The sequence below is a fragment of the Salipiger sp. D13 genome (genome assembly GCF_003703915.1).
GTDB classification, from domain to species: domain Bacteria; phylum Pseudomonadota; class Alphaproteobacteria; order Rhodobacterales; family Rhodobacteraceae; genus Salipiger; species Salipiger profundus.
Map to the genome: position 1 here is coordinate 251,753 of NZ_RAPJ01000011.1, position 19,190 is coordinate 270,942.

Genomic DNA, 19,190 nt, shown 5'->3' on the forward strand with positions numbered 1-19,190 from the left:
TCTCGTTCATGGGTCAGCTTGCCTCGAAGCGGAAGCGCATCCGGCGCGACGACGCGGGCCGCGCGGCCGGCTCGGCGTCTGGCTCGTACGCGCGCTCTGAGCCATTGGCCAGCGCGATGTCGCGCGGCGCTTCGGGGGCGGCATTGTCGGGGGTGTCTTCGGGGTCGGCGGGTACGTCATCGGCCAGCGCATCGTCGTCGGCCAGCGCGACGGGCGTCGGCTCCGGCGCGGCCTCGGTGGTGGTCTTGGCGATATGCTCGATATGCGCGAGCAGCCCCTTGCCCACCTGGTAGGTGGTCTGGAGGTTCGGCACGCAGGTCGCCGCGTCGGTGAAATCGTCGTCGTAATCGACCAGCCCGTCGAGATTGGCGAGCACCGGATTGGTCTTCCACAGCTGGCGCAGAGCGCGGTTCTTGAGCCGCTGCGGCAGCGCAGACTTCAGGTAGCGCTGGACCATCTCGCCGTTGGTGATCTCTTCGGGCAGCGGCAGGTCGAGCTCGGCGAGCAGATCCTCGTCGGACCGCTCGGCAAGCTTCGCTTCTTCCTCGGCGCGCAGCGCGGCCTCGGTCGCCTGCTGCTCGGCGCGGGCCTCTGCCTCGACGGCGGCCTTGCGGCGTGACCAGAAGTCCCTCATTGCAGCCGCCTCCGCTTGAGCGCGGGCGAGGCGTAGACATCCGAGGCCGTCTCGATCCGCGGGTCGCCGATGCCGTCCTGCACGCCGCCCGTCTTGGCGCGGTCGCGGCGACGCTTGACGAATTCCTCTTCGACGTGGTGGCGCGCCACGAAATCCCCGACCCACGCCAGCAGACCCGGCGGCATCGGGATCTTCTCGACGATGTCCTCGCCATTGTCGCCGTAGTCCTGCGCCTCGTAGGGCGAGGCGGTGATGGTCACGATCTCGAAGGGATGCTCGCCAGAAACCTCGCGCATGACGACCCAGACGCTGGGCTGCTGCGCGGTGATGCCGTGCAGGTAAGCTTCGGTCTCGGCGCGGTAGAGCTCCAGCGTCGGCGTTCCTGCATGATACTCCACGGCGTCACCGTCACGGCGCAGCTCGCGCCAGTCGGCAGGCCCCGCGCCGGGCAGCACGGCGACCGCACGCCACGCCCATTTCGCCCAGCGCGTCGCACCGGGCGTGCGCCGCAAGACGACGCCCACCGGCATGTACTGATCGTTGCTGGGATTGGCCGTCACGTTCTCCTCCCCTTGTCGGACGACTTTGAACCACGACGGGCTCCGCGGGAAGGGGGATTCTGCGCTTCTTCTTATTTCCGTTAGGAAAAATACGGCACCTCATCCCGCAGGTTGTCGCACCATTCCGAGCTGGCGCGGCGCACCAGCCTGTCAACCCGAGTGAACACCGAGTCTCGTGCGAAAGGCGAATCACAATTTCGTCCCGACGCCGCCATCTGGCAGGAAAGCGGTTGTTGCGCGCCGGATTCGGCTCTAGCTTTCCTGCCACCGCAACGGCCCGGGACAGGGCGCCGACAGGCGGCGAAGGGGAGGACCGTTTGGTCAAGACACTCGTAACATGCGACTGCATGGGCTCGCAGACCATCGACGCCGAGGCGCTCGCAAACGCCACCGGGCTCGAGGTGCCGAAGCCCTGCACGGCGCTCTGCACGCGGCAGGTGGAAACCGCCGCAAAGGCCATCGCGACGGAAGACGCCATTCTCTGCTGCACGCAGGAATCCCGCACCTTCGAGGCGCTGGCCGAGGAACTGGACCTGCCTGCGCCGGCGCTGCTCGACATCCGCGACCGGGCCGGCTGGAGCGACGATCCCGCGCCGAAGTCGCCGAAGATGGCCGCGCTGGTGGCCGAGGCGCTGCTGCCCGCCGCGCCGGAAAAGGCGATGGACGTCGTGTCGGAAGGGCTCTGCCTGATCCTCGGCGAAGGCGAGAGCGCACTTGCCGCCGCCGAGCAGCTCGCCCCGCATCTCGGCGTGACGGTGCTGCTCGACGAGGGCACCGAGCTGCCCGACACCCGCGCCTTCGACATCATCACCGGCCGGCTGCGCCGCGCCGCCGGTGCGCTTGGCCAGTTCGAGGTGACCATCGACGCGCTGCGCCAGGTCGAACCTGGCGGGCGCGGCGACTTCACCCTGACCGAGCCGCGCGACGGCGCGTTCTCGGCCTGCGACGTGATCCTAGACCTGCGCCGGGGCGCGCGGCCGCTGTTCCCCGCACACGAGAAGCGCGAGGGCTACCTGCGGGCCGATCCCGGCAGCCAACCGGCGGTGGCCGCCGCGATCCTTGCCGCCTCGCATCTCGTCGGCACCTTCGAGAAGCCGCTGCACGTACGCACCGAGCCGCTGCTCTGCGCCCATTCGCGGGCCGGGCAGACCGGCTGCACCCGCTGCCTCGACCTCTGCCCTACCGGGGCCATCTTGCCCGATGGCGACCACGTTACCGTCGACCCGATGGTCTGCGCCGGCTGCGGTGCCTGCTCGGCGGCCTGCCCGTCCGGCGCGATCTCCTACGACGCGCCGCCGGTCGACCTTGTGTTCCACCGCGTGCAGACGCTGGCGCGCAGCTTCCTCGATGCCGGCGGCCGCGCGCCGCGCCTGCTGGTACATGATGCGCATGGCGCCGAGATGATCCGGCTGTCGGCCCGCCACGGGCGCGGCCTGCCCGCCGACGTGATCCCGATGGAACTTCCGGCGATCGGGGCCTTCGGCCATGCCGAGATGGTGGCCGCCCTTGGCGCGGGCTTCGCCTCGGTCACGCTGCTGCCGGGGCCCGGGGCCGACCGCGAGGCGCTGGTCGCACAGCTCACGCTGGCCCGCGCCATCGGCGGTGAGGACAAGCTCGCCCTGCTCGACACGCCCGACCCCGACGCGGTGTCGGATGCGCTCTACGACGAAACCGCGCCCGCCCCGGTCGCGGCGCCGGTCCGCCCGATGGGCACCCGTCGCCAGATCACCCGGCAGGCCGCCCGCGCGCTGCATCCCGATGCCGAGACGCTGCCGCTGCCCGAGGGTGCGCCCTACGGCGCCGTTCTGGTCGATACCGACGCCTGCACGCTCTGCCTGGCCTGCGTGTCGCTCTGCCCGTCCGGGGCGCTCGGCGACAACCCCGACCTGCCGCAGCTGCGCTTCCAGGAGGACGCCTGCCTGCAGTGCGGGCTCTGCGCGAATGTCTGCCCCGAGGACGCCATCGCCTACGAGCCCCGGCTCGACCTCAGCGACGCGGCGCTGTCACAGCAGGTGCTGAACGAGGAAGAGCCCTTTGCCTGCATCGAATGCGGCGCGCTCTTCGGCGTGAAGTCGACCATCGAGCGGATCACCGAGAAGCTCGAAGGGCATTCGATGTTCGCGGGCGGCGACAAGCTGCGGATGATCCAGATGTGCGACGACTGCCGCGTCAACGCGCAGTATCATTCGCAGAACAACCCCTTCGAGGCCGGCGAGCGGCCGCGCGTGCGCACCACCGACGACTATCTCAGCAAGCGGCGCGATCACTGATGCTGGAGCGGCGCGCCCAGGTCGGCGGCCTTCATCGTCGCGACATAGGCCCGCACCGCCTCGACCTCGTCGAGGGTCATCTCGATGGGCACGATGGGCGACGGGCGGTTCTCGGGAAAGGGCTCGGACACGCCTTCGACCTGGGTGAACGCCGGGTGCGGGTTCAGCGCGTAGAAGGCATCGAAGCGGTCGGCCCAGTCGGGCAGGCTGCGCAGCACGGCAAAGCTCGGCGTCGAGGAGATGCCAGCGAACCCGGTGCCCGCCTCGACCGAGTGACACCGCGTGCACTTCGTCCGCGATACCTCGAGCCCGAGCACGGCATCGCCATCGATGCTGACCTTGGCGGCAGCGGTTTCGCGGGCCGGCGGCGGACCGAAGAGCGGCGTGCCCTCGGGCGCGTAGCTCTGCACCGTGTTGCGCCCGACCTCGGACATCAGCCAGTCGGCAAGGCGTTTCGCGTCGGCGTTGTCGGGGTGGCGCAGGTCCATCTGCCAGACGCGCTCGCCGGGGCCGCTGAAGACCGCCGGCCCGGTGTCGCCAAGCGCGATGTCGGCCTCGCCCTCGGCAGAGGGTTTGACCCGGACCTGCGTTTTCAGCGAAAACCGCGGCAGGATGTGGTCGATGAGCCCCGTCTCGCGCAGCGCGTCGGGGGCATGCAGCCGCACCGGGGCGTCCTGCGCCAGAGCGGCGACGGGCAGCAGAGCGGCCCACAGAAGAATTAGAAACCCGCGTCCTCCCATGCCCCGACAGTAGGCTTCGGGGGCGCGGCCCGTCAATCTCGAGGAAGGAAAGACCATGAGCGACGATTTCAACATGTCGATGCGCAAGTTCCTGAAGCAGGTCGGCGTGACCTCGCAGCAGGCCATCGAGGAAGCCATGCGCGAGCATGACACCGCCGGCAAGACCTATGCCGTCAAGGCCGTGGTCACCATCGAGGAGCTCGACCTCAGCCACGAGGTCACGGGCGAGATCAAGGGGCAGGAGTAACCGCATGGCCGCGAGCCGCGACGCGGTCATCGCCGCGCTGAAGACCGTGGCCGACCCGGCCTCGGGGAACGACATCATGGAAAGCGGCGTGGTGCGCGCCCTCAACGTCGACGAAACCACCGGCGCGGTGCGCTTCGTGCTGGAAATCCCGCCCAAGGCCGCCGACGCCTACACCGTCGTCAAGGACAAGGCCGAGGCAGCGCTCAAGGCGATCGACGGGGTCGGCGCGGTCTCGATCGTGATGACCGGCCACACCGAGAAGGCGCCGCCGGATCTCGGGGGCGCGAAGCCGAAACCGCAGGGGCCGGAGAAGGTCCCCGGCGTGGCGCATATCGTCGCCATCGCCAGCGGCAAGGGCGGCGTCGGCAAGTCGACCGTTGCGGCGAACCTCGCCTGCGCGCTGGCGCAGCAGGGGCGCCGCGTCGGGCTGCTCGACGCCGACGTCTACGGGCCGTCGCAGCCGCGCATGCTCGGGGTGTCGGGCCGTCCGGCCAGCCCCGACGGCAAGACCATCCTGCCGCTGCGCAACCACGGCGTCACGATGATGTCGATCGGGCTGATGACCAACGAGGACCAGGCGGTGGTCTGGCGTGGCCCGATGCTCATGGGGGCACTGCAGCAGATGCTGACTCAAGTGCAATGGGGCGCGCTCGACGTGCTGCTCGTCGACCTGCCGCCGGGCACCGGTGACGTGCAGATGACACTGAGCCAGAAGGCGCAGGTCGATGGCGCCATCGTCGTCAGCACGCCGCAGGACGTGGCGCTTCTGGATGCGCGCAAGGGCATCGACATGTTCCGCCAGATGAACGTGCCGCTGCTCGGCATGATCGAGAACATGTCGACCCACATCTGCTCGAGCTGCGGCCACGAGGAACATGTCTTCGGGCATGGCGGCGTCGCCGCCGAGGCCGCGAAGCTCGGCGTGCCGCTGCTGGCCGAGGTTCCGCTTGACCTGCAGATCCGTCTGGGCGGCGACGGCGGTGCGCCCATCGTGGTAAGCGAGCCCGACGGCACGCGGGCAAAGGCCTTCCACGATGTCGCGAGCGCCCTTGTGGCGCAGGGCGTCGCATGAGCACCACCGAGCTGAGCTTCCCGCCGCTGCTCTGGGGCGAAGAGGTCACGACCGACGCGCTCGAGCACGCCTGCATGCGGGCAGCCGCGGGCTGCGACGCCGGGCTGGTGGCCTGGCGTGCTGCCCCCGACGTGGTGCAGGGCGCGCTGGTCTTCGCCCCCGAGGTGCCGCTGCAACAGGCCATGGCGATGCTGCCGGTCTGCGGCGTGGGCTTCCAGAATGCGCTTGGCGTGCTGGCCCCGCCCGAGGTCTCGGTGCATCTCGACTGGTCCGGCGGCATTCTCGTGAACGGCGCGGCCTGCGGGCGGTTCCGGGTCTTCGCCTCGGACCACGACCCGCAGGCGGTGCCGGCGTGGCTGGTGGTGGGCTTCACCCTGCCGCTGCTGCCGGCGAGCGACCGGCCCGGCGACACCCCCGACCAGACCGCGCTTTACGCCGAGGGGTGCGCAGACGTGCAGCCGCCCGCGCTGGTCGAGGCATGGGCCCGGCACACCCTCAACTGGATCAACCGCTGGGAAGACGAGGGCGGCCGCCCGCTGCACGCCGAATGGCGCGGGCTCGCGCATGGCATCGGCGAGGATGTCGTGCAGGACGGCCGGAGCGGCACCTTCCTCGGCGTCGACGAGGCGTTCGGAATGCTCCTGCGCACCGAGGACGGCACCGACGTCATCCCGCTGACCACGCTTCTGGAGGAGGCCCCATGAAACTGGCCCGCGCGACCCATTTCGACGAAAGCGACATGCGCGTCTACGCCAGCCCGGCGCGCACCGGCGAGTGGTGCATCTCGGGCGGCTTCGAGTTCTCGAACTGGACCCGGAGCGACCTCGAGGGCAAGGCCCGGCAGGCCTTTGCCAACGGCTGGTTCGGGATCGAGACCGGCGGCCGCGTCACCTTCGTCGCGGTAACCGAGATCCAGCCCGCCGAGATGACCGCGCTGACCGACCTGCTCGCCGAGCATTTCGTGCAGTGGTATGGCGCGCCCTCGGTCGAGGTGGCCCGCCCCGTCGCCGCCGAGGAGCTGGCCCAGATGGCCGACCTCTGCGACGAGCACGCGCCCAACACGCTGCTCACCGTTGCCCGTGAGCTGACCGATGCCGGCGTCCGCGAGGCCTACCGCGTGATCGAGGCGCCCGAAGCGGCGCTCGACCAGTTCGCTGTGCATGGCTCGGTGGAGGATTCGGAATGACCGGGACCAGCGCCGACGACATCACATGGCAGCAGGAGCTCGACGCGCGCGGATTGCTCTGCCCCCTGCCCGTCCTGAAGGCCCGCAAGCGGCTGCAGGCGCTCGGGTCCGGCGAGGTGCTGCGCGTGCTGGCCGACGACCCGGCGGCGGTGATCGACGTGCCGCATTTCTGCGCCGAGGCCGGGCACGCGCTGCTCGCCACTGCCGAGGAAGACGGCGCGCAGGTCTACCTGATCCGCAAGGGCTGAGCCACGCTCAGACCAGCCCGAAGGAGGCGTAGGGAATGTAGCGCACCGGGGTGCCGGGCGTGACCTCGACCGCGCCATCGGGCAGTTCGACCAGCCCGTCGGCCCAGCTCAGCCCGCTGATCCGGCCCGAGCCCTCGGACCGGAAGACCTCGGCCGCGCCCTGCGCGTCGAGACGGGCCCGGAGGTATTCGCGGCGGCCCGGTTTCTTGCGCTTGGAGAAAGCAGCCGGCACGGTGAAGCCGCAGGGCTCCTGCCAGCCCGCCCCCGCCATCAGCGAAAACGCAGGGCGCGCGAAGACCAGCGCGCAGACCAGCGCCGCGACCGGGTTGCCCGGCAGGCCGAAGACCGGCGTGCCGTCCCACATGGCAAGCGCCAGGGGCCGCCCCGGCTTCAACGCGATGCGCCAGCTGGTGAGCGTGCCGCGTGATCGCAGCAGCGCCGAGACGTGATCCTCGTCGCCCGCCGAGGCGCCGCCCGAGGTCAGGATGACATCCGCGTCGCGCGCGCCCTGCGACAGCCGCGCCGCGATCTCGTCCGGGTCGTCCGGCGCGTGACCGAGATCGACGGGCTGATAATGCCAGCCCTCGGCCAGCGACAGCAGCATCGGGCGGTTCGCGTCGTAGATCTGGTGCGGTGCGGCGGGACTGTCGGGCGCCGGCACGATCTCGTCGCCGGTCGACAGCACCCCCACCCGCAGCGGGCGGTGCACCGAGACCCCGGCCACGCCCAGCGCCGAGAGCAGCGCGAGATCGGGTGCCCGCAGGCGATGGCCGGCGGTCAGCGCGGTGGTGCCTTCCGAGACATCCTCGCCCGCCTCGCGGGTGTTGGCGCGCGGCTTCACCGGACCGTCGAAGGCGACGGTGGCGCCGTCGGTGGCGGTGTCCTCTTCCAGCACGACAGTATCGACGCCCTCGGGCAGGATCGCGCCGGTCAGGATTCGGATCGCCGAGCCTGCCTGCACGGCGGCGTCATGCGGCTGCCCGGCGGCGGCGCGCCCGGCGACCAGTGGCAGGCGGTTCACCCCCTCGCGCGTGGCGGCATGGGCGAAACCGTAGCCGTCGACGGCGGAATTCGGACGCGGCGGGTTCGAGCGCCGCGCCACAGCGTCCTGCGCCAGCACCCGGCCGGCGGCCCTTGCCGGCGGCAGCGTCTCGATCCCCGTCACCGGGTGCAGCGCCGCGCGAAGCCGCGACAGCGCCTCGTCCACCGGCACCCAGGACACGCCCTGCGGCATGGCGAAACAATCGTCTCGCAGGCGCGGCGGGACCAACTCTTCCGGGGCCTGCGCCTCACGCGCGGCGGCCTCGAGCGCCGCCTCGTGACCGAGGCCGAAGATCCAGCCCTCTTCCGGGTCGCCTTCGCGGGCCATGGTATCGAGCTGCGCCGGGTCCAGCGCCCTGAGCGCGCCGGCGAGCACCCGCACCTGCGCCCGGTCGCGGATCTCGTCGGGCTCGGCCAGCGCCGCGACGCTTCCGGCGATGAGCGAGGGAAAGAGTTCGACCAGCGTGATGGCCGCGTCATGCGTCTCGAAGGGGCGCACCGCGATCGAGCGCCCGAAACGGGCGCGCAGCGACTGCAGCCGCGGAATGCCGAGCAACGCCTGCGAGCCGACCGAGCCCGCGCCCGCGAGCTTCCAGACCGGCTGCGCCCCGGGGACACCGTCGCAGGCGCGCCGCTCGGCAAAGCCGTTGGCGTAGCCCTGCTTGTTGCGCGGCAGGTCGGCGATCTCGCGCGCCAGCCCGTTGCCCCAGAACGGACCGTTGCCCGGAAACAGGCGGTTCAGCGCGGCCGCCGCGTCGAGCCGGTTGTTGGCATTGTCGGGCGCGTCCTCGATACGCGCCGCGATGGCCTCCCACAGCGCCAGCGGATCGTCCGAGCCGCAGACCGCGCGGGCAAAGCCCCGGGGATAGGCGAAGGGGAAGTCGAAGCCCGCGATGACCTGCCGCCCGGCGGCGGTCTCGGCCTCGAAGAGCGCGGCCAGCGCGTCGGTCGCGGCGTGTCGGGTGCGGTGATACTGCGTCTCGACCTCCTGCGCGCCAGCGCCGGCGATGCCGATCCAGATGGCGTCTTTCGACGGGCGCGCGGGCGTAGGCGACGCCGCGCCGGACCAGTCCACGACGACGAAGGTGTCGAAGCTCATGCGCCCACCTCGCGCAGGATGAAATCGGCGATGGCGGCGGTATCGTCGAGATCGAAGCAGGGCAGCGTCGTCTCGACCGCGCTGTCGGCGGCCACCGCGCGGATCGTATCGTTGCGCGTGGCAAGCAGCGGCTTGCCGGTCTCCTGGCGGTGCGCCTCGATCTTCGGATGCGGCGCGCCCTTGTAGCCCTCGACCAGCACCAGGTCGACCGGCGAGAGCCGCTGCAGCAGCTCCGCCAGCGGCGGCTCGTCCGCGCCGCGCAGCTCGTGCATCAGCGCCCAGCGGTGCGGCGTGGCCAGCATGACCTCGCGGGCGCCCGCCTCGCGGTGGCGGTGACTGTCGCGGCCCGGCTGGTCGATGTCGGTGTCGTGGTGGGCGTGCTTGACGGTCGAGACCCTGAGCCCGCGCGCCGAGATCTCGGAGACAAGCCGCTCCATCAGGCCGGTCTTGCCGGCGTTCTTCCAGCCGGTGACGCCGTAGAGCCTCATGCGATCAGCGCCTCGGCCCGGGCGAGGTCCTCGGGCGTGTTGACGTTGAAGAACGGGTCGAAGCCGATCACCGGGAAGACCGCCTCTCCGGCGTCGTGCCGATCGGTCCAGAGCACCACCTTGCGCAGCCCCTCGTCCAGCGCGGCGCGCAGGTCGTCGCGCAGAGCGACCGGCCAGAGGCCGAAGGTCGGGTGCCGGTTCAGCCTGCCGCCCGATTTCAGCTCGCTGCCGTCGCGCGGCGTGGCGGCGAGCGCCAGCAGGTGCGGGCGCCCCTCGGCGGCGAGCAGCAGGTGCGAGACCAGGTCGCAGGGAAAGAACGGCGTGTCGGCGGCCACGGTGACGATGCTGTCGGCCCCCTGCTCCGCCGCCCAGTCGAGCCCGGCGAGCACCCCCGCGAGCGGACCGGGATAGTCGGGCAGGCTGTCGGGCAGCACCGGCAGTCCGAACTCGGCGAAGCGCCCGGCATCGCCGTTGGCGTTGAGCGCGAGCCCCGCCACCTGCGGCGCGAACCGTTCGATCACCCGCGACAGCAGGCGCTGGCCGCCCACCTCGAGCAGCCCCTTGTCGCCCCCGCCCATGCGGGTGGCGCGGCCGCCGGCAAGGATCACGCCGAGCGGCTGTTGCAGCGGCGCCGCGCTCATGCCGAGGCCTTCCGGCGCGCCTTGCGATCCTCGTCCGGGACACTTGCGGGGTCGACGTCGCGCAGCAGCCGATCCTCGCCCGAGAGACAGACGAAGCGCTGCCCGCGCATCCGGCCGATGCAGGTCAGCCCGACCTGCCGCGCGATCTCGACGCCCCAGGCGGTGAAGCCCGAGCGCGAGGCGAGCACCGGAATGCCCATGAGCGCGGTCTTGATGACCATCTCCGAGGTCAGCCGCCCGGTGGTATAGAGGATCTTGTCGTCCGCCGGGATGTCGTGACGGAAGAGCACGCCGGCGATCTTGTCCACCGCGTTGTGGCGGCCGACGTCCTCCATGTAGACCAGCGGGCGGTCCTGCTGGCAGAGCACGGTGCCGTGGATGGCCCCGGCCTCGAGGTAGAGCGAGGGCGTGGTGTTGATCTCGCGCGCCAGCTTGTAGAGCCAGCTTGACCGCACCTGCGTCTGCGGCAGCACGAGCCCCTCGAGCCCCTCCATCATGTCGCCGAAGACGGTGCCCACGGCACAGCCGCTGGTGCGGGTCTTCTTCTGCACCTTCTCCTCGTATGAGGTCTCGCGCTCGGTGCGCACCACGACGGTCTCGATCTCGTCGTCGTAGTCGACGGCGGTCACCACGTCGTCGGGGCGCAGCATCCCCTGGTTCCGCAGGAAGCCCAGCGCGAGATACTCGGGATAGTCCCCGATGGTCATCGCGGTGACGATCTCCTGACGGTTGAGATAGATGGTCAGGGGGCGTTCCTCGACCACCGAAAGCTCGGTCTCGGCGCCGGTCTGGTCGGTGCCGGTGACACGCCGCGTGAGGCGCGGGTCGGACGGATCGGGGAGCAGGGGAAACTCGGGTGCGATCACGAAGCGATACCTCCTCTGGCCTGCGCGGGGGGCATCTTGTAGGCTGCCCGGACGAGTTGCAAGGGGTTGAGGATGCTGGGTTACGTGGTGCCGCAGGGCCGTGGGGCGAGCGATGTCCTGATCCGCGAGGTGGCCGCGCGGCTGCGCGATGGCGGGGTCAGGCTGGCGGGCGCGGTGCAGATCAACGTCGAGACCGGCCCGGACACCAAGTGCATGATGGACCTGCATGTTCTCAGCGGTTTCGACGTGGTGCGCATCAGCCAGAACCTCGGGGCGCTGTCGCGCGGCTGCCGGCTCGATCCGGACGGACTCGAGCGGGCGGTGGGGCTGGTGAGTGCCAGCCTGCGCGACGGGGCCGCTCTTCTGATCGTGAACAAGTTCGGCAAGCAGGAGGCCGATGGCCGCGGCTTCCGCCCGGTGATCGGCGAAGCACTGGCCGCGGGTATCCCTGTGCTGACGGCGGTCGGCCCGAGCAACGTCGAGGCCTTCCTCTCCTTTGCCGAGGGCCTGGCCGAAGAGCTGCCCGAAGACGCCTCCGCCATCGAGACCTGGTGCCGCGCACAGATCGCCGAGCACGCGAGCTGAGCACGGGCCCTTTCCCCTTACGAATCCGACCTGCCATGCTCACGTCACCCCCGGTGCCGTGCCGGTTTGCCCCTGTCTTGAGCGCCTGCACGGCCAAGAACACCGACCAAAGGATCGGTTCCGGCGGACATATTCAAAACCGGCAAAATTTTATTACCAATTTTACATATTCACGTTAAGCTACCTTCCATCGGGTCGGGGGCACCGGCAACGACCAGCGCCCGCGGTCCGGTCATAAAGGGAGGAGATACATGACCAACCAAAGGACCACGCGGCGCCATGCGCTCCGCGCGATCGCTGGCGCGGGTGCCGCAACCCTCGCGGCGCCGCACATTGCCTCGGCGCAGGCAGCAGGCACCACATGGAAGATCCAGACAAGCTGGCCCGGCGGCGCCGGCCTGCAGATCTTCAAGGACTGGTGCGCGACGATTGTTGAAAAGACGGGAGGGGAGCTCGCCTTTACACCATTCGGTGCCAACGACGTCGTCGGTGACTTCCAGCTGTATGACGCGGTGAAGAACGGCGTGCTCGACGCGGTGAACCCGTTCACCATCTACGCGCAGGGCATCATCCCTGCGGCGACGTTCCTGACGTCGATCCCGCTCGGCCTGCGCCAGCCCTCCGAGTTCGACACGTTCTACTACGGGCTTGGCGGCATCGACATCGCGCGCGAGCTCTACAAGGCGCAGGGCATGCACTTCGTGGGCCCAGTGCACCACGACGCGAACATCATCCACTCGAAGGTGCCGATCCGCTCGATCGACGACTTCGCGGGCCGCAAGATGCGGCTGCCCGGCGGCATGGTGGCCGAGGTCTTCAACGCCATCGGCGCCGAGACCACGGTTCTTCCGGGCTCGGAGATCTTCCCGGCGCTCGAGAAGGGCACGATCGACGTGGCGGACTACGTGGGCCCGGCGGTCAACTACGCGCTCGGGTTCAGCCAGGTGACCAGCTACATCGTCATGGGCCCGCCGGGTTTCATGTCGCTCTACCAGCCGGTCGACATCATGGACATCACCGTGGGCCAGTCCGCCTGGGACGCGCTGTCGCCGCAGATGAAGCAGTTCGTCGAGATGGAGACGCATGTCTACTCCGACATGCATTACGCCGCGATCCAGAAGGCCGACCAGGAGGCCTGGTCGAAGTTCGAGGAAGACGGCACCGAGGTGACCCGGCTCAGCCAGGACGACGTGGACCTGATGACCGAGGTCGCCGTGCCGATCTGGTTCGACTACGCGAACCGCGATCCGAACGCGGCCCGGGTCTTCAAGATCCAGCTCGACTACATGATGTCCGGCTCGCTGGGCTACGTCGATCCCGCACTCACAGAGGGGCTCGAACTGAAGCTCTGAGCTTCGCTCGACATCCAGCCCCCGATCCGCTGCCCGGCCTGCGCGCCGGGCGGCTCTCATGCAATGCCAATCAACGAGGACCGCAATGCCGGGTCTCAGCTTCACGCTGCCGCATTGGCTGTACTGGGTCGGACTGATCGTCTTCCCGGTCATCGCGATGGTGCTCTCGCGCCGTCCGCAGCCGAAAGAGAAACGCTACACGCTGCCGCTCGCCTACATGATCGCCGTCACCGGCGGCATCCTCGGCCTGCACCGCTTCTACCTCAAGAGCCTGTGGGGGCTCATCTACCTGCCGATCTTCCTGTTCATCCTCTTCGCGAACAACCAGACGCATGACGCCCGGACGGTGCTCTCGACCTACGCCAACCAGATCCGGGTCGCCGAGCGCACGCTTGATCGCGAGGAAGAGCGGGTGACCGAGGCGCAGGCCAGCCTGGCCGACCTCGAGGCCGCGGTCGACGAGGCCGAGGCGGGCTCGTTCGCGCTCAAGAGCGCCGAGCGGCGCCTGCAACGGGCGCAGGACACGATCTCCAAGGGCGAAACCCGCGTCACCGACGCGCGCGCCACGGTGGAGGAGATCACCCCGCTGCGCGACGAGGCCGCTGCCACGCGCGCCTTCTGGGACAACGCGGCGGGCTACGCGCTCTACCTGCTGCTTGCGCTGCTGCTGATCGACATGATCCTGCTGCCGATGCTGGTGCGACGGGCCAATGCCGCCCTGCCGCTGCACGAAGAGGTGTCGGAGGCCGAGCGCGCCCTGCGCGAGGCCGAGGACGAGGAAGGCCCCAAGCACGACAGCGAATACGCCGAGAACTGGATCGACCGGCTGTCGCTGTTCTGCGGCGAGTTCGTCGCCTACTGGGCGGTGATCGCGGTCTTCGTCTACTACTACGAGGTGATCGCGCGCTACGTCTTCGGCTCGCCCACCAACTGGGCGCACGAGGCGATGTATCTCATGTTCGGGATGCAGTACCTGATCGCCGGGGCCTACGCGATGCTCACCGAGAGCCACGTCCGGGTCGACATCTTCTACGCACCGATGTCGCGGCCGAACAAGGCATGGGTCGACCTGCTCACCTCGATCTTCTTCTTCATCTTCGCGGGCACCCTCCTGGTGACCTCTTGGATCTTCGCCATGGACGCCATCGCGGTGCCCTCGGGCAATGCCGTGGTCTCGGACTGGGCACGCGGACAGATCTCGTTCGGCGAGATGGTCGGCGGCTGGGGCCTGAACCAGTGGACCGATCCGAACATCCGCTGGGGCGAGATCAGCTTCAACGAATGGGAGGTGCCGCTCTGGCCGATGAAATGGGTCATGGTGATCGGCGGCCTGCTGCTCGTGCTGCAGGGCATCTCGAAACTGTCGAAAGACATCCGTGAAATCGCGCGGGGGAACTGAGCATGGGTATCGACATCGGAATCGAGTGGCTGACGCTCATCATGTTCGGCTCGCTGCTGGCGCTGCTGATGGCGGGCCTGCCGCTCGCTTTCGTCACCGGCGGTCTTGCCTGCGTGTTCCTCTTCGTGCTGGGCGACGCCCGCGCGCTCAACATCGTGCCCAGCCGGATCTTTCCGCTGATGACGAACTACCAGCTCTCGGCCATCCCGCTGTTCATCTTCATGGCGGCGATGCTCGAGAGGGCGGGGATCATCAACGACATGTTCGACGTGATCTACAAGGTCCTCGGCGGGGTGAAGGGCGGGCTGGCCTCGGCCACGATCATCGCCTCGACGATCCTTGCCGCGATGGTCGGCGTCATCGGCGCGGCGGTGGTGACGATGGGCATCATCGCGCTGCCGGCGATGCTGAAGCGGCATTATGACCCCAAGATCGCGATGGGCTCGATCATGGCCGGTGGCACGCTCGGGATCCTGATCCCGCCGTCGATCCTTGCCATCATCTACGCGGTGGTGGCCGAGCAATCGGTGGGCGAGCTGTTCATCGGCGCGGTCATCCCGGGCCTGCTGCTGTCGGGGATGTACATCCTCTACGTGACCATGCGCTGCTACATCAACCCGTCGCTTGGGCCGGCGATCCCGGTCGAGGAGCGGATTTCGCATCGCGAGAAACTGCAGCTCGTCGGCAAGATGGCCGCCCCGATCACGCTGGTCGTGGTGGTACTGGGCATCATCTTCTCCGGTGTCGCGACGCCGGTGGAGGCCGCCGGCATCGGCACCTTCGGCGCCTTCATAGTGGCCGCCATTCACCGCAAGCTCGACTGGCCGACGGTCCGCGAGGCCTGCACCACGACGCTCAAGGCCTCGGCCATGGTCATCTGGATCATGTTCGGCGCCACGATCTTCGTCGGTCTCTACGTGCTAGAGGGCGGGCAGCAGTTCGTGCAGGACGCACTGGCGGCGACCGGGCTCGGACCGTGGGGCATCCTGATCCTGATGCAGATCCTGCTGGTGATCCTGGGCATGTTCCTCGACTGGGTGGGCATCCTGCTGCTCTGCGTGCCGATCTTCGTGCCGATCATCAAGGCGCTGGGGGCTGCGGCCTTCGGACTGTCGAGTCCCGAGGATCTCGTGCTGTGGTTCGGGGTGCTCTACCTCGTGAACATGCAGATGAGCTTCCTGTCGCCACCCTTCGGCTACGCGCTCTTCTACCTGCGGGGGGTGGCGCCGCCGGAGATCCCGATGACCGACATCTTCAAGTCGGCCCTGCCGTTCCTCGCGCTGCAGATCGTGGGCCTCGTGCTCTGCATGGTCTTTCCCGAGATCATCACCTGGCTGCCGCGGCTGATCTACGGCTGAAACGTGAAACGGGCCCCCGCTCCGGCGGGGGCCTGCGCCATCCGCATCCCGTCGCAAACCCGGAAAAGCGCACGGATCAGCGGAAATATTTCGGCCCTTAATTCTCGGGCCTCATATCCACCGAAATCGCCCTCTATTACAGGAGAGGCGCCGATTTTATTCTGCGCCGAATTCCTGAATTTCCGCCGCGATAATTCTCAAGTTAATTTCCGATCGCGCCGACACGGCTACCGGACAAATCGCTCCAGACTCACATCAAAAACTTGATAAGCAGAGTAAATCCCGCACCTCAAACTGGGTTTCAAGCGTTTCCTCGCGCATCCCCGACCCGCTTCGGCATATAGAAGAAATACCGATACATCCCAATGTATGCATATCGAATCAATTGACACGACACACGCGGTCTTGAACTCTCCGCATATGGCCGCCGGACAATGCGACAACAATACGCAGGCCGGGACCTATTAGGGAGGAGAGATGATGAAGACCCGAAAGCTGATTGCGAGCCTGATGCTCGGAACGATCTGCGCGACGCCGGTGCTCGCGCAGGACAACATGGACAAGCTGTCCAACATGCAGCGCACCGACGCGACCTTCACCAACATCGACCAGGAGGGCGAGCGCGCCGAGTCGCTGAAGGCGATCCTCGAGCACATCAACGTCCCCGACGGCTTCGAGGTCAGCCTCTACGCCGTGGTGCCCGACGCGCGCTCGATGGCGGTGGCACCGCAGGGCACCGTGACCTTCGTCGGCACCCGCAAGGACAAGGTCTGGTCGGTGGTCGACCGTGACCGCGACCGCGTCGCCGACGAGGTCTTCGACTTCGCACCCTCGATCACCTTCGACGTGCCCAACGGCCCCTGCTTCTCGCCTGACGGCTTCCTCTACATCGCCGAGCGCAACCGCGTGTTGACCTTCCCGGCGGCCGAGTTCTTCTTCGAGGGACCGGACCCGGCGGTCGGCGTGGTGGTGCCCAAGGGCGAGTTGATCCCGGCCGAGGAAGAGAGCTTCAACCACACCGCGCGGGTCTGCCGTATCGGGCCCGACGGCAAGCTCTACGTCTCGCTCGGCCAGCCGCACAACGTGCAGCCCAAGGACAAGGTCGAGATGTACGACAAGACCGGCATTGGCGGCATCATCCGGATGAACACCGACGGCACCGGTCGCGAGGTCTACACACGCGGCATCCGCAACTCGGTCGGGCATGACTTCAACCCGGCGAACGGCGACCTGTGGTTCACCGACAACCAGGTCGACGGCATGGGCGACGACATCCCGCCGGGCGAGCTGAACCGCCAGACCGAGGCCGGGCAGCACTTCGGCTTCCCGTGGACCAACGGCCGGGTGGAGATCCCCGACTACAAGAACGTGCCGCGCCCCGAGGGCGTGTCGTTCACCGAACCGCAGGTCGAGATGCAGGCACATGCCGCCGATCTCGGAATGCGCTTCTACGAGGGCTCGTCCTTCCCCGAGAAGTACCAGGGCGGGATCTTCTCGGCGCAGCACGGCTCGTGGAACCGCACTACGCCGATCGGCGCGCGGGTGATGTTCACCGCGCTCGACGAAGAGGGCAACGCCGCCGGGACCGAGGTCTTCGCCGACGGCTGGCTCAACGAGGAGACCGGCGAATACCGGGGCCGGCCGATGGACATCGCCTTCCTCAAGGACGGCTCCATGCTGGTGTCCGACGACTTCGCAGGGGCGATCTGGCGGATCGCCTACAACCCGGCGCCCGCGTCCGAATGAGGCGCGCGGCACTCACCATCCTCGGCGGGCTGATGCTCGCCGGGGCCACCCCGGCGGCGGCGGACGACCCCGCCGCCGGGCGCAAGGTCGCCAACATGTGCCGCACCTGCCACGGGCTCGACGGGATCGCGCAGATCCCCATCGCGCCCAACATCGGCGGCGAGCCCGAGGCGTATCTCGAGGCGCAGCTGATGGCCTTCAAGAGCGGTGCGCGCGAGCACGAGATGATGTCGGTCGTGGCCGCCGGCCTGACCGCGCAGCAGATCTCGGATGTCGCCGCGTGGTACGCGGCACATACGGCATCGGCCACGCTGCCCGAAGGCGTCAACGAAAGCGACGCGCCCGAGGCCTGCGTCTCCTGCCACGGCGCCACGGGCATCTCGCAGGCGCTCGACGCTCCGAACCTCGCGGGCGAGGTCAACATCTACATCGACACCCAGCTCAAGGCGTTCAGAAGCGGCAAGCGCAAGCATCCGATCATGACCGAGATCGCCGCCGAGATGACCGACGAGGCGATCCGCGCCGTGGCCGACTGGTATGCGGCCGTCACCCTCGAGGTCGAAGGGCCCGAGTGATCCACGACGCCGGGAGGCGCGCGTCCCGAGAGGCGCGCCCCCTTGATCCCCCCTGCCCCGGCAGCCTAGGAGGTGCGAAATTCTCCCAGGAAACGGCGCATCTCCATGTCTCCCAGCTATCTCGTCACGCATTCCGGCGGCTTCCACGCCGATGAAGTCCTCTCGACGGTCATCCTCACCCGCCTCTTCCCCGAGGCCGAGGTCGTGCGCACCCGCGCGCCCGAGTGGCTCGCGCCGGCCGAGGACCGCGTCATCTACGACGTCGGCGGCACCTACGACCCCGAGGCGCACGTCTACGACCACCACCAGCGCGAAGCGCCGCAGCGCGAGGACGGCACGCCCTACAGCTCGTTCGGTCTGGTCTGGCTGCACTTCGGCCACGACTACCTGCGTGCCAGCGGCGTGCCCGAAGAGCATCTCGACAAGCTGCACGCCTCCTTCGAGAAGACCTTCGTGCTGCCGGTTGACCAGGTCGACAACGGCACCGTGAGCCTGTCCGAGGCGGGCCCGCTGTCGGCGCTGACGCTGCCGGGGCTGATCGAGACGCTCAAGCCGGTGTTCGACGACGACGACCCCGAGGGCGAGATCCGCGCCTTCCGCGCCGCGGTCGAGATCGCCCGCCAGTTCGTCGATGCGCGCGTTGCCCGCAGCGCCGCCAAGCGCCGGGCCGAGGGGCTTGTCGCGCAGGCCATCGCCGATGCCGGAGAGGGCCGCATCCTCGAGCTGCCGCGCGGAATGCCGTTCCGATCGGGCATCGACAAGGCCGAGGCCGACCACCTGCTTTTCGTCGTCACCCCGCGTGGCGGCGACGACTGGACGCTGGGCGGCATCCGCCTGTCCGACGAGGGCTACGAGCAGCGCGCCGACCTTCCCGCCGAATGGGGCGGGCTGTCGGGCGAGGCGCTCGAGGAGGCCTCGGGCGTGCCCGGCGCGAAGTTCTGCCACAAGGGCCTGTTCATCGCCGCCGCGAACAGCCGCGAGGCGATCATGCGCATGGCCGAGCTTGCCGTCGAGAACGCGCTGCGCCAGCAGGCCGAAGCGGCCTCTGCCGAGGACACTCCGGGCGCGGCCTGACGTCCTGCC

Annotated in this window: 20 protein-coding genes; 13 read left to right on the forward strand and 7 right to left on the reverse strand. The window is 68.9% G+C overall.

Annotation, left to right across the window (positions count from 1 at the left end; translation table 11 throughout):
* Window positions 1–13: 13 nt before the first annotated feature.
* Together D6860_RS21230 and D6860_RS21235 are read right to left on the reverse strand one after the other, a co-directional pair.
* Window positions 14–634, reverse strand: coding sequence for a DUF3306 domain-containing protein (locus D6860_RS21230; RefSeq protein ID WP_017467035.1), 621 nt, complete (start codon window positions 632–634; stop codon window positions 14–16).
* Window positions 631–1,164: a DUF3305 domain-containing protein gene (locus tag D6860_RS21235; protein ID WP_076625321.1), complete on the reverse strand. Its 534-nt coding sequence runs from the start codon at window positions 1,162–1,164 to the stop codon at window positions 631–633. Before D6860_RS21235 ends, D6860_RS21230 begins: the two co-directional genes overlap by 4 nt.
* A 377-nt stretch (window positions 1,165–1,541) precedes the next feature.
* Here D6860_RS21235 and D6860_RS21240 point away from each other — a divergent pair, with 377 nt between their 5' ends.
* Complete coding sequence (locus tag D6860_RS21240; protein ID WP_083697781.1) at window positions 1,542–3,464, forward strand: 4Fe-4S binding protein; 1,923 nt, start codon at window positions 1,542–1,544, stop codon at window positions 3,462–3,464.
* Here D6860_RS21240 and D6860_RS21245 read toward each other — a convergent pair.
* Window positions 3,458–4,129, reverse strand: a complete 672-nt coding sequence (locus tag D6860_RS21245; RefSeq protein WP_017469434.1) for a hypothetical protein — start codon at window positions 4,127–4,129, stop codon at window positions 3,458–3,460. The genes D6860_RS21240 and D6860_RS21245 overlap by 7 nt on opposite strands.
* 130 nt (window positions 4,130–4,259) lie before the next feature.
* Between D6860_RS21245 and D6860_RS21250 the strand changes: the two genes are divergently transcribed.
* The 5 genes from D6860_RS21250 to D6860_RS21270 are packed head-to-tail and all read left to right on the forward strand — an operon-like array spanning window position 4,260 to window position 6,957.
* A complete protein-coding gene (locus tag D6860_RS21250; RefSeq protein ID WP_017469433.1) occupies window positions 4,260–4,451 on the forward strand; it encodes a DUF6494 family protein in 192 nt (63 codons plus the stop codon).
* Between the two features lie 4 nt (window positions 4,452–4,455).
* On the forward strand, window positions 4,456–5,523 hold the full coding sequence (locus D6860_RS21255) for an Mrp/NBP35 family ATP-binding protein (protein ID WP_076623124.1): 1,068 nt from the start codon (window positions 4,456–4,458) through the stop codon (window positions 5,521–5,523).
* Entirely contained in the window at window positions 5,520–6,227 is a 708-nt protein-coding gene (locus D6860_RS21260; protein WP_076623123.1) for a biotin/lipoate--protein ligase family protein, read from the forward strand. The genes D6860_RS21255 and D6860_RS21260 overlap by 4 nt, the downstream gene beginning before the upstream one ends.
* Entirely contained in the window at window positions 6,224–6,709 is a 486-nt protein-coding gene (locus tag D6860_RS21265) for a DUF6505 family protein (protein WP_076623122.1), read from the forward strand. The genes D6860_RS21260 and D6860_RS21265 overlap by 4 nt, the downstream gene beginning before the upstream one ends.
* The gene (locus D6860_RS21270) at window positions 6,706–6,957 is read left to right on the forward strand and encodes a sulfurtransferase TusA family protein (RefSeq protein WP_076623121.1); all 252 of its coding nucleotides are present in this window, start codon (window positions 6,706–6,708) and stop codon (window positions 6,955–6,957) included. The genes D6860_RS21265 and D6860_RS21270 overlap by 4 nt, the downstream gene beginning before the upstream one ends.
* Window positions 6,958–6,964: 7 nt before the next feature.
* On the opposite strand, the gene glp is transcribed toward D6860_RS21270, so the two are convergent.
* From glp to D6860_RS21290, 4 genes are read right to left on the reverse strand one after another with little or no spacing between them, the layout of a single operon-like run.
* Entirely contained in the window at window positions 6,965–9,097 is a 2,133-nt protein-coding gene (gene glp, locus D6860_RS21275; RefSeq protein WP_076623120.1) for a molybdopterin-binding protein, read from the reverse strand.
* Window positions 9,094–9,585, reverse strand: coding sequence for a molybdopterin-guanine dinucleotide biosynthesis protein B (gene mobB, locus D6860_RS21280; RefSeq protein ID WP_076623119.1), 492 nt, complete (start codon window positions 9,583–9,585; stop codon window positions 9,094–9,096). The genes glp and mobB overlap by 4 nt, the downstream gene beginning before the upstream one ends.
* On the reverse strand, window positions 9,582–10,226 hold the full coding sequence (gene mobA, locus D6860_RS21285) for a molybdenum cofactor guanylyltransferase MobA (RefSeq protein WP_229743282.1): 645 nt from the start codon (window positions 10,224–10,226) through the stop codon (window positions 9,582–9,584). Before mobA ends, mobB begins: the two co-directional genes overlap by 4 nt.
* On the reverse strand, window positions 10,223–11,092 hold the full coding sequence (locus D6860_RS21290; RefSeq protein WP_076623118.1) for a formate dehydrogenase accessory sulfurtransferase FdhD: 870 nt from the start codon (window positions 11,090–11,092) through the stop codon (window positions 10,223–10,225). Before D6860_RS21290 ends, mobA begins: the two co-directional genes overlap by 4 nt.
* A gap of 72 nt (window positions 11,093–11,164) precedes the next feature.
* Between D6860_RS21290 and D6860_RS21295 the strand changes: the two genes are divergently transcribed.
* The 7 genes from D6860_RS21295 (at window position 11,165) to D6860_RS21325 (ending at window position 19,181) form a co-directional block, all read left to right on the forward strand.
* Window positions 11,165–11,677 carry a DUF2478 domain-containing protein gene (locus D6860_RS21295; RefSeq protein ID WP_017470128.1) on the forward strand — a complete coding sequence of 171 codons (513 nt, stop codon included), beginning with the start codon at window positions 11,165–11,167 and terminating at the stop codon, window positions 11,675–11,677.
* Window positions 11,678–11,928: 251 nt separating this feature from the next.
* Window positions 11,929–13,029: a TRAP transporter substrate-binding protein DctP gene (dctP, locus tag D6860_RS21300; protein ID WP_076623117.1), complete on the forward strand. Its 1,101-nt coding sequence runs from the start codon at window positions 11,929–11,931 to the stop codon at window positions 13,027–13,029.
* 85 nt (window positions 13,030–13,114) lie between these two features.
* Window positions 13,115–14,428: a TRAP transporter small permease subunit gene (locus D6860_RS21305; protein WP_017467731.1), complete on the forward strand. Its 1,314-nt coding sequence runs from the start codon at window positions 13,115–13,117 to the stop codon at window positions 14,426–14,428.
* A gap of 2 nt (window positions 14,429–14,430) precedes the next feature.
* The gene (locus D6860_RS21310; protein WP_076623116.1) at window positions 14,431–15,786 is read left to right on the forward strand and encodes a TRAP transporter large permease; all 1,356 of its coding nucleotides are present in this window, start codon (window positions 14,431–14,433) and stop codon (window positions 15,784–15,786) included.
* Between the two features lie 480 nt (window positions 15,787–16,266).
* Window positions 16,267–17,532, forward strand: a complete 1,266-nt coding sequence (locus D6860_RS21315) for a PQQ-dependent sugar dehydrogenase (RefSeq protein ID WP_076623115.1) — start codon at window positions 16,267–16,269, stop codon at window positions 17,530–17,532.
* A complete protein-coding gene (locus tag D6860_RS21320) occupies window positions 17,529–18,107 on the forward strand; it encodes a c-type cytochrome (RefSeq protein ID WP_017467303.1) in 579 nt (192 codons plus the stop codon). Before D6860_RS21315 ends, D6860_RS21320 begins: the two co-directional genes overlap by 4 nt.
* A gap of 105 nt (window positions 18,108–18,212) precedes the next feature.
* The gene (locus D6860_RS21325) at window positions 18,213–19,181 is read left to right on the forward strand and encodes an MYG1 family protein (protein ID WP_076623114.1); all 969 of its coding nucleotides are present in this window, start codon (window positions 18,213–18,215) and stop codon (window positions 19,179–19,181) included.
* Window positions 19,182–19,190: the final 9 nt, after the last annotated feature.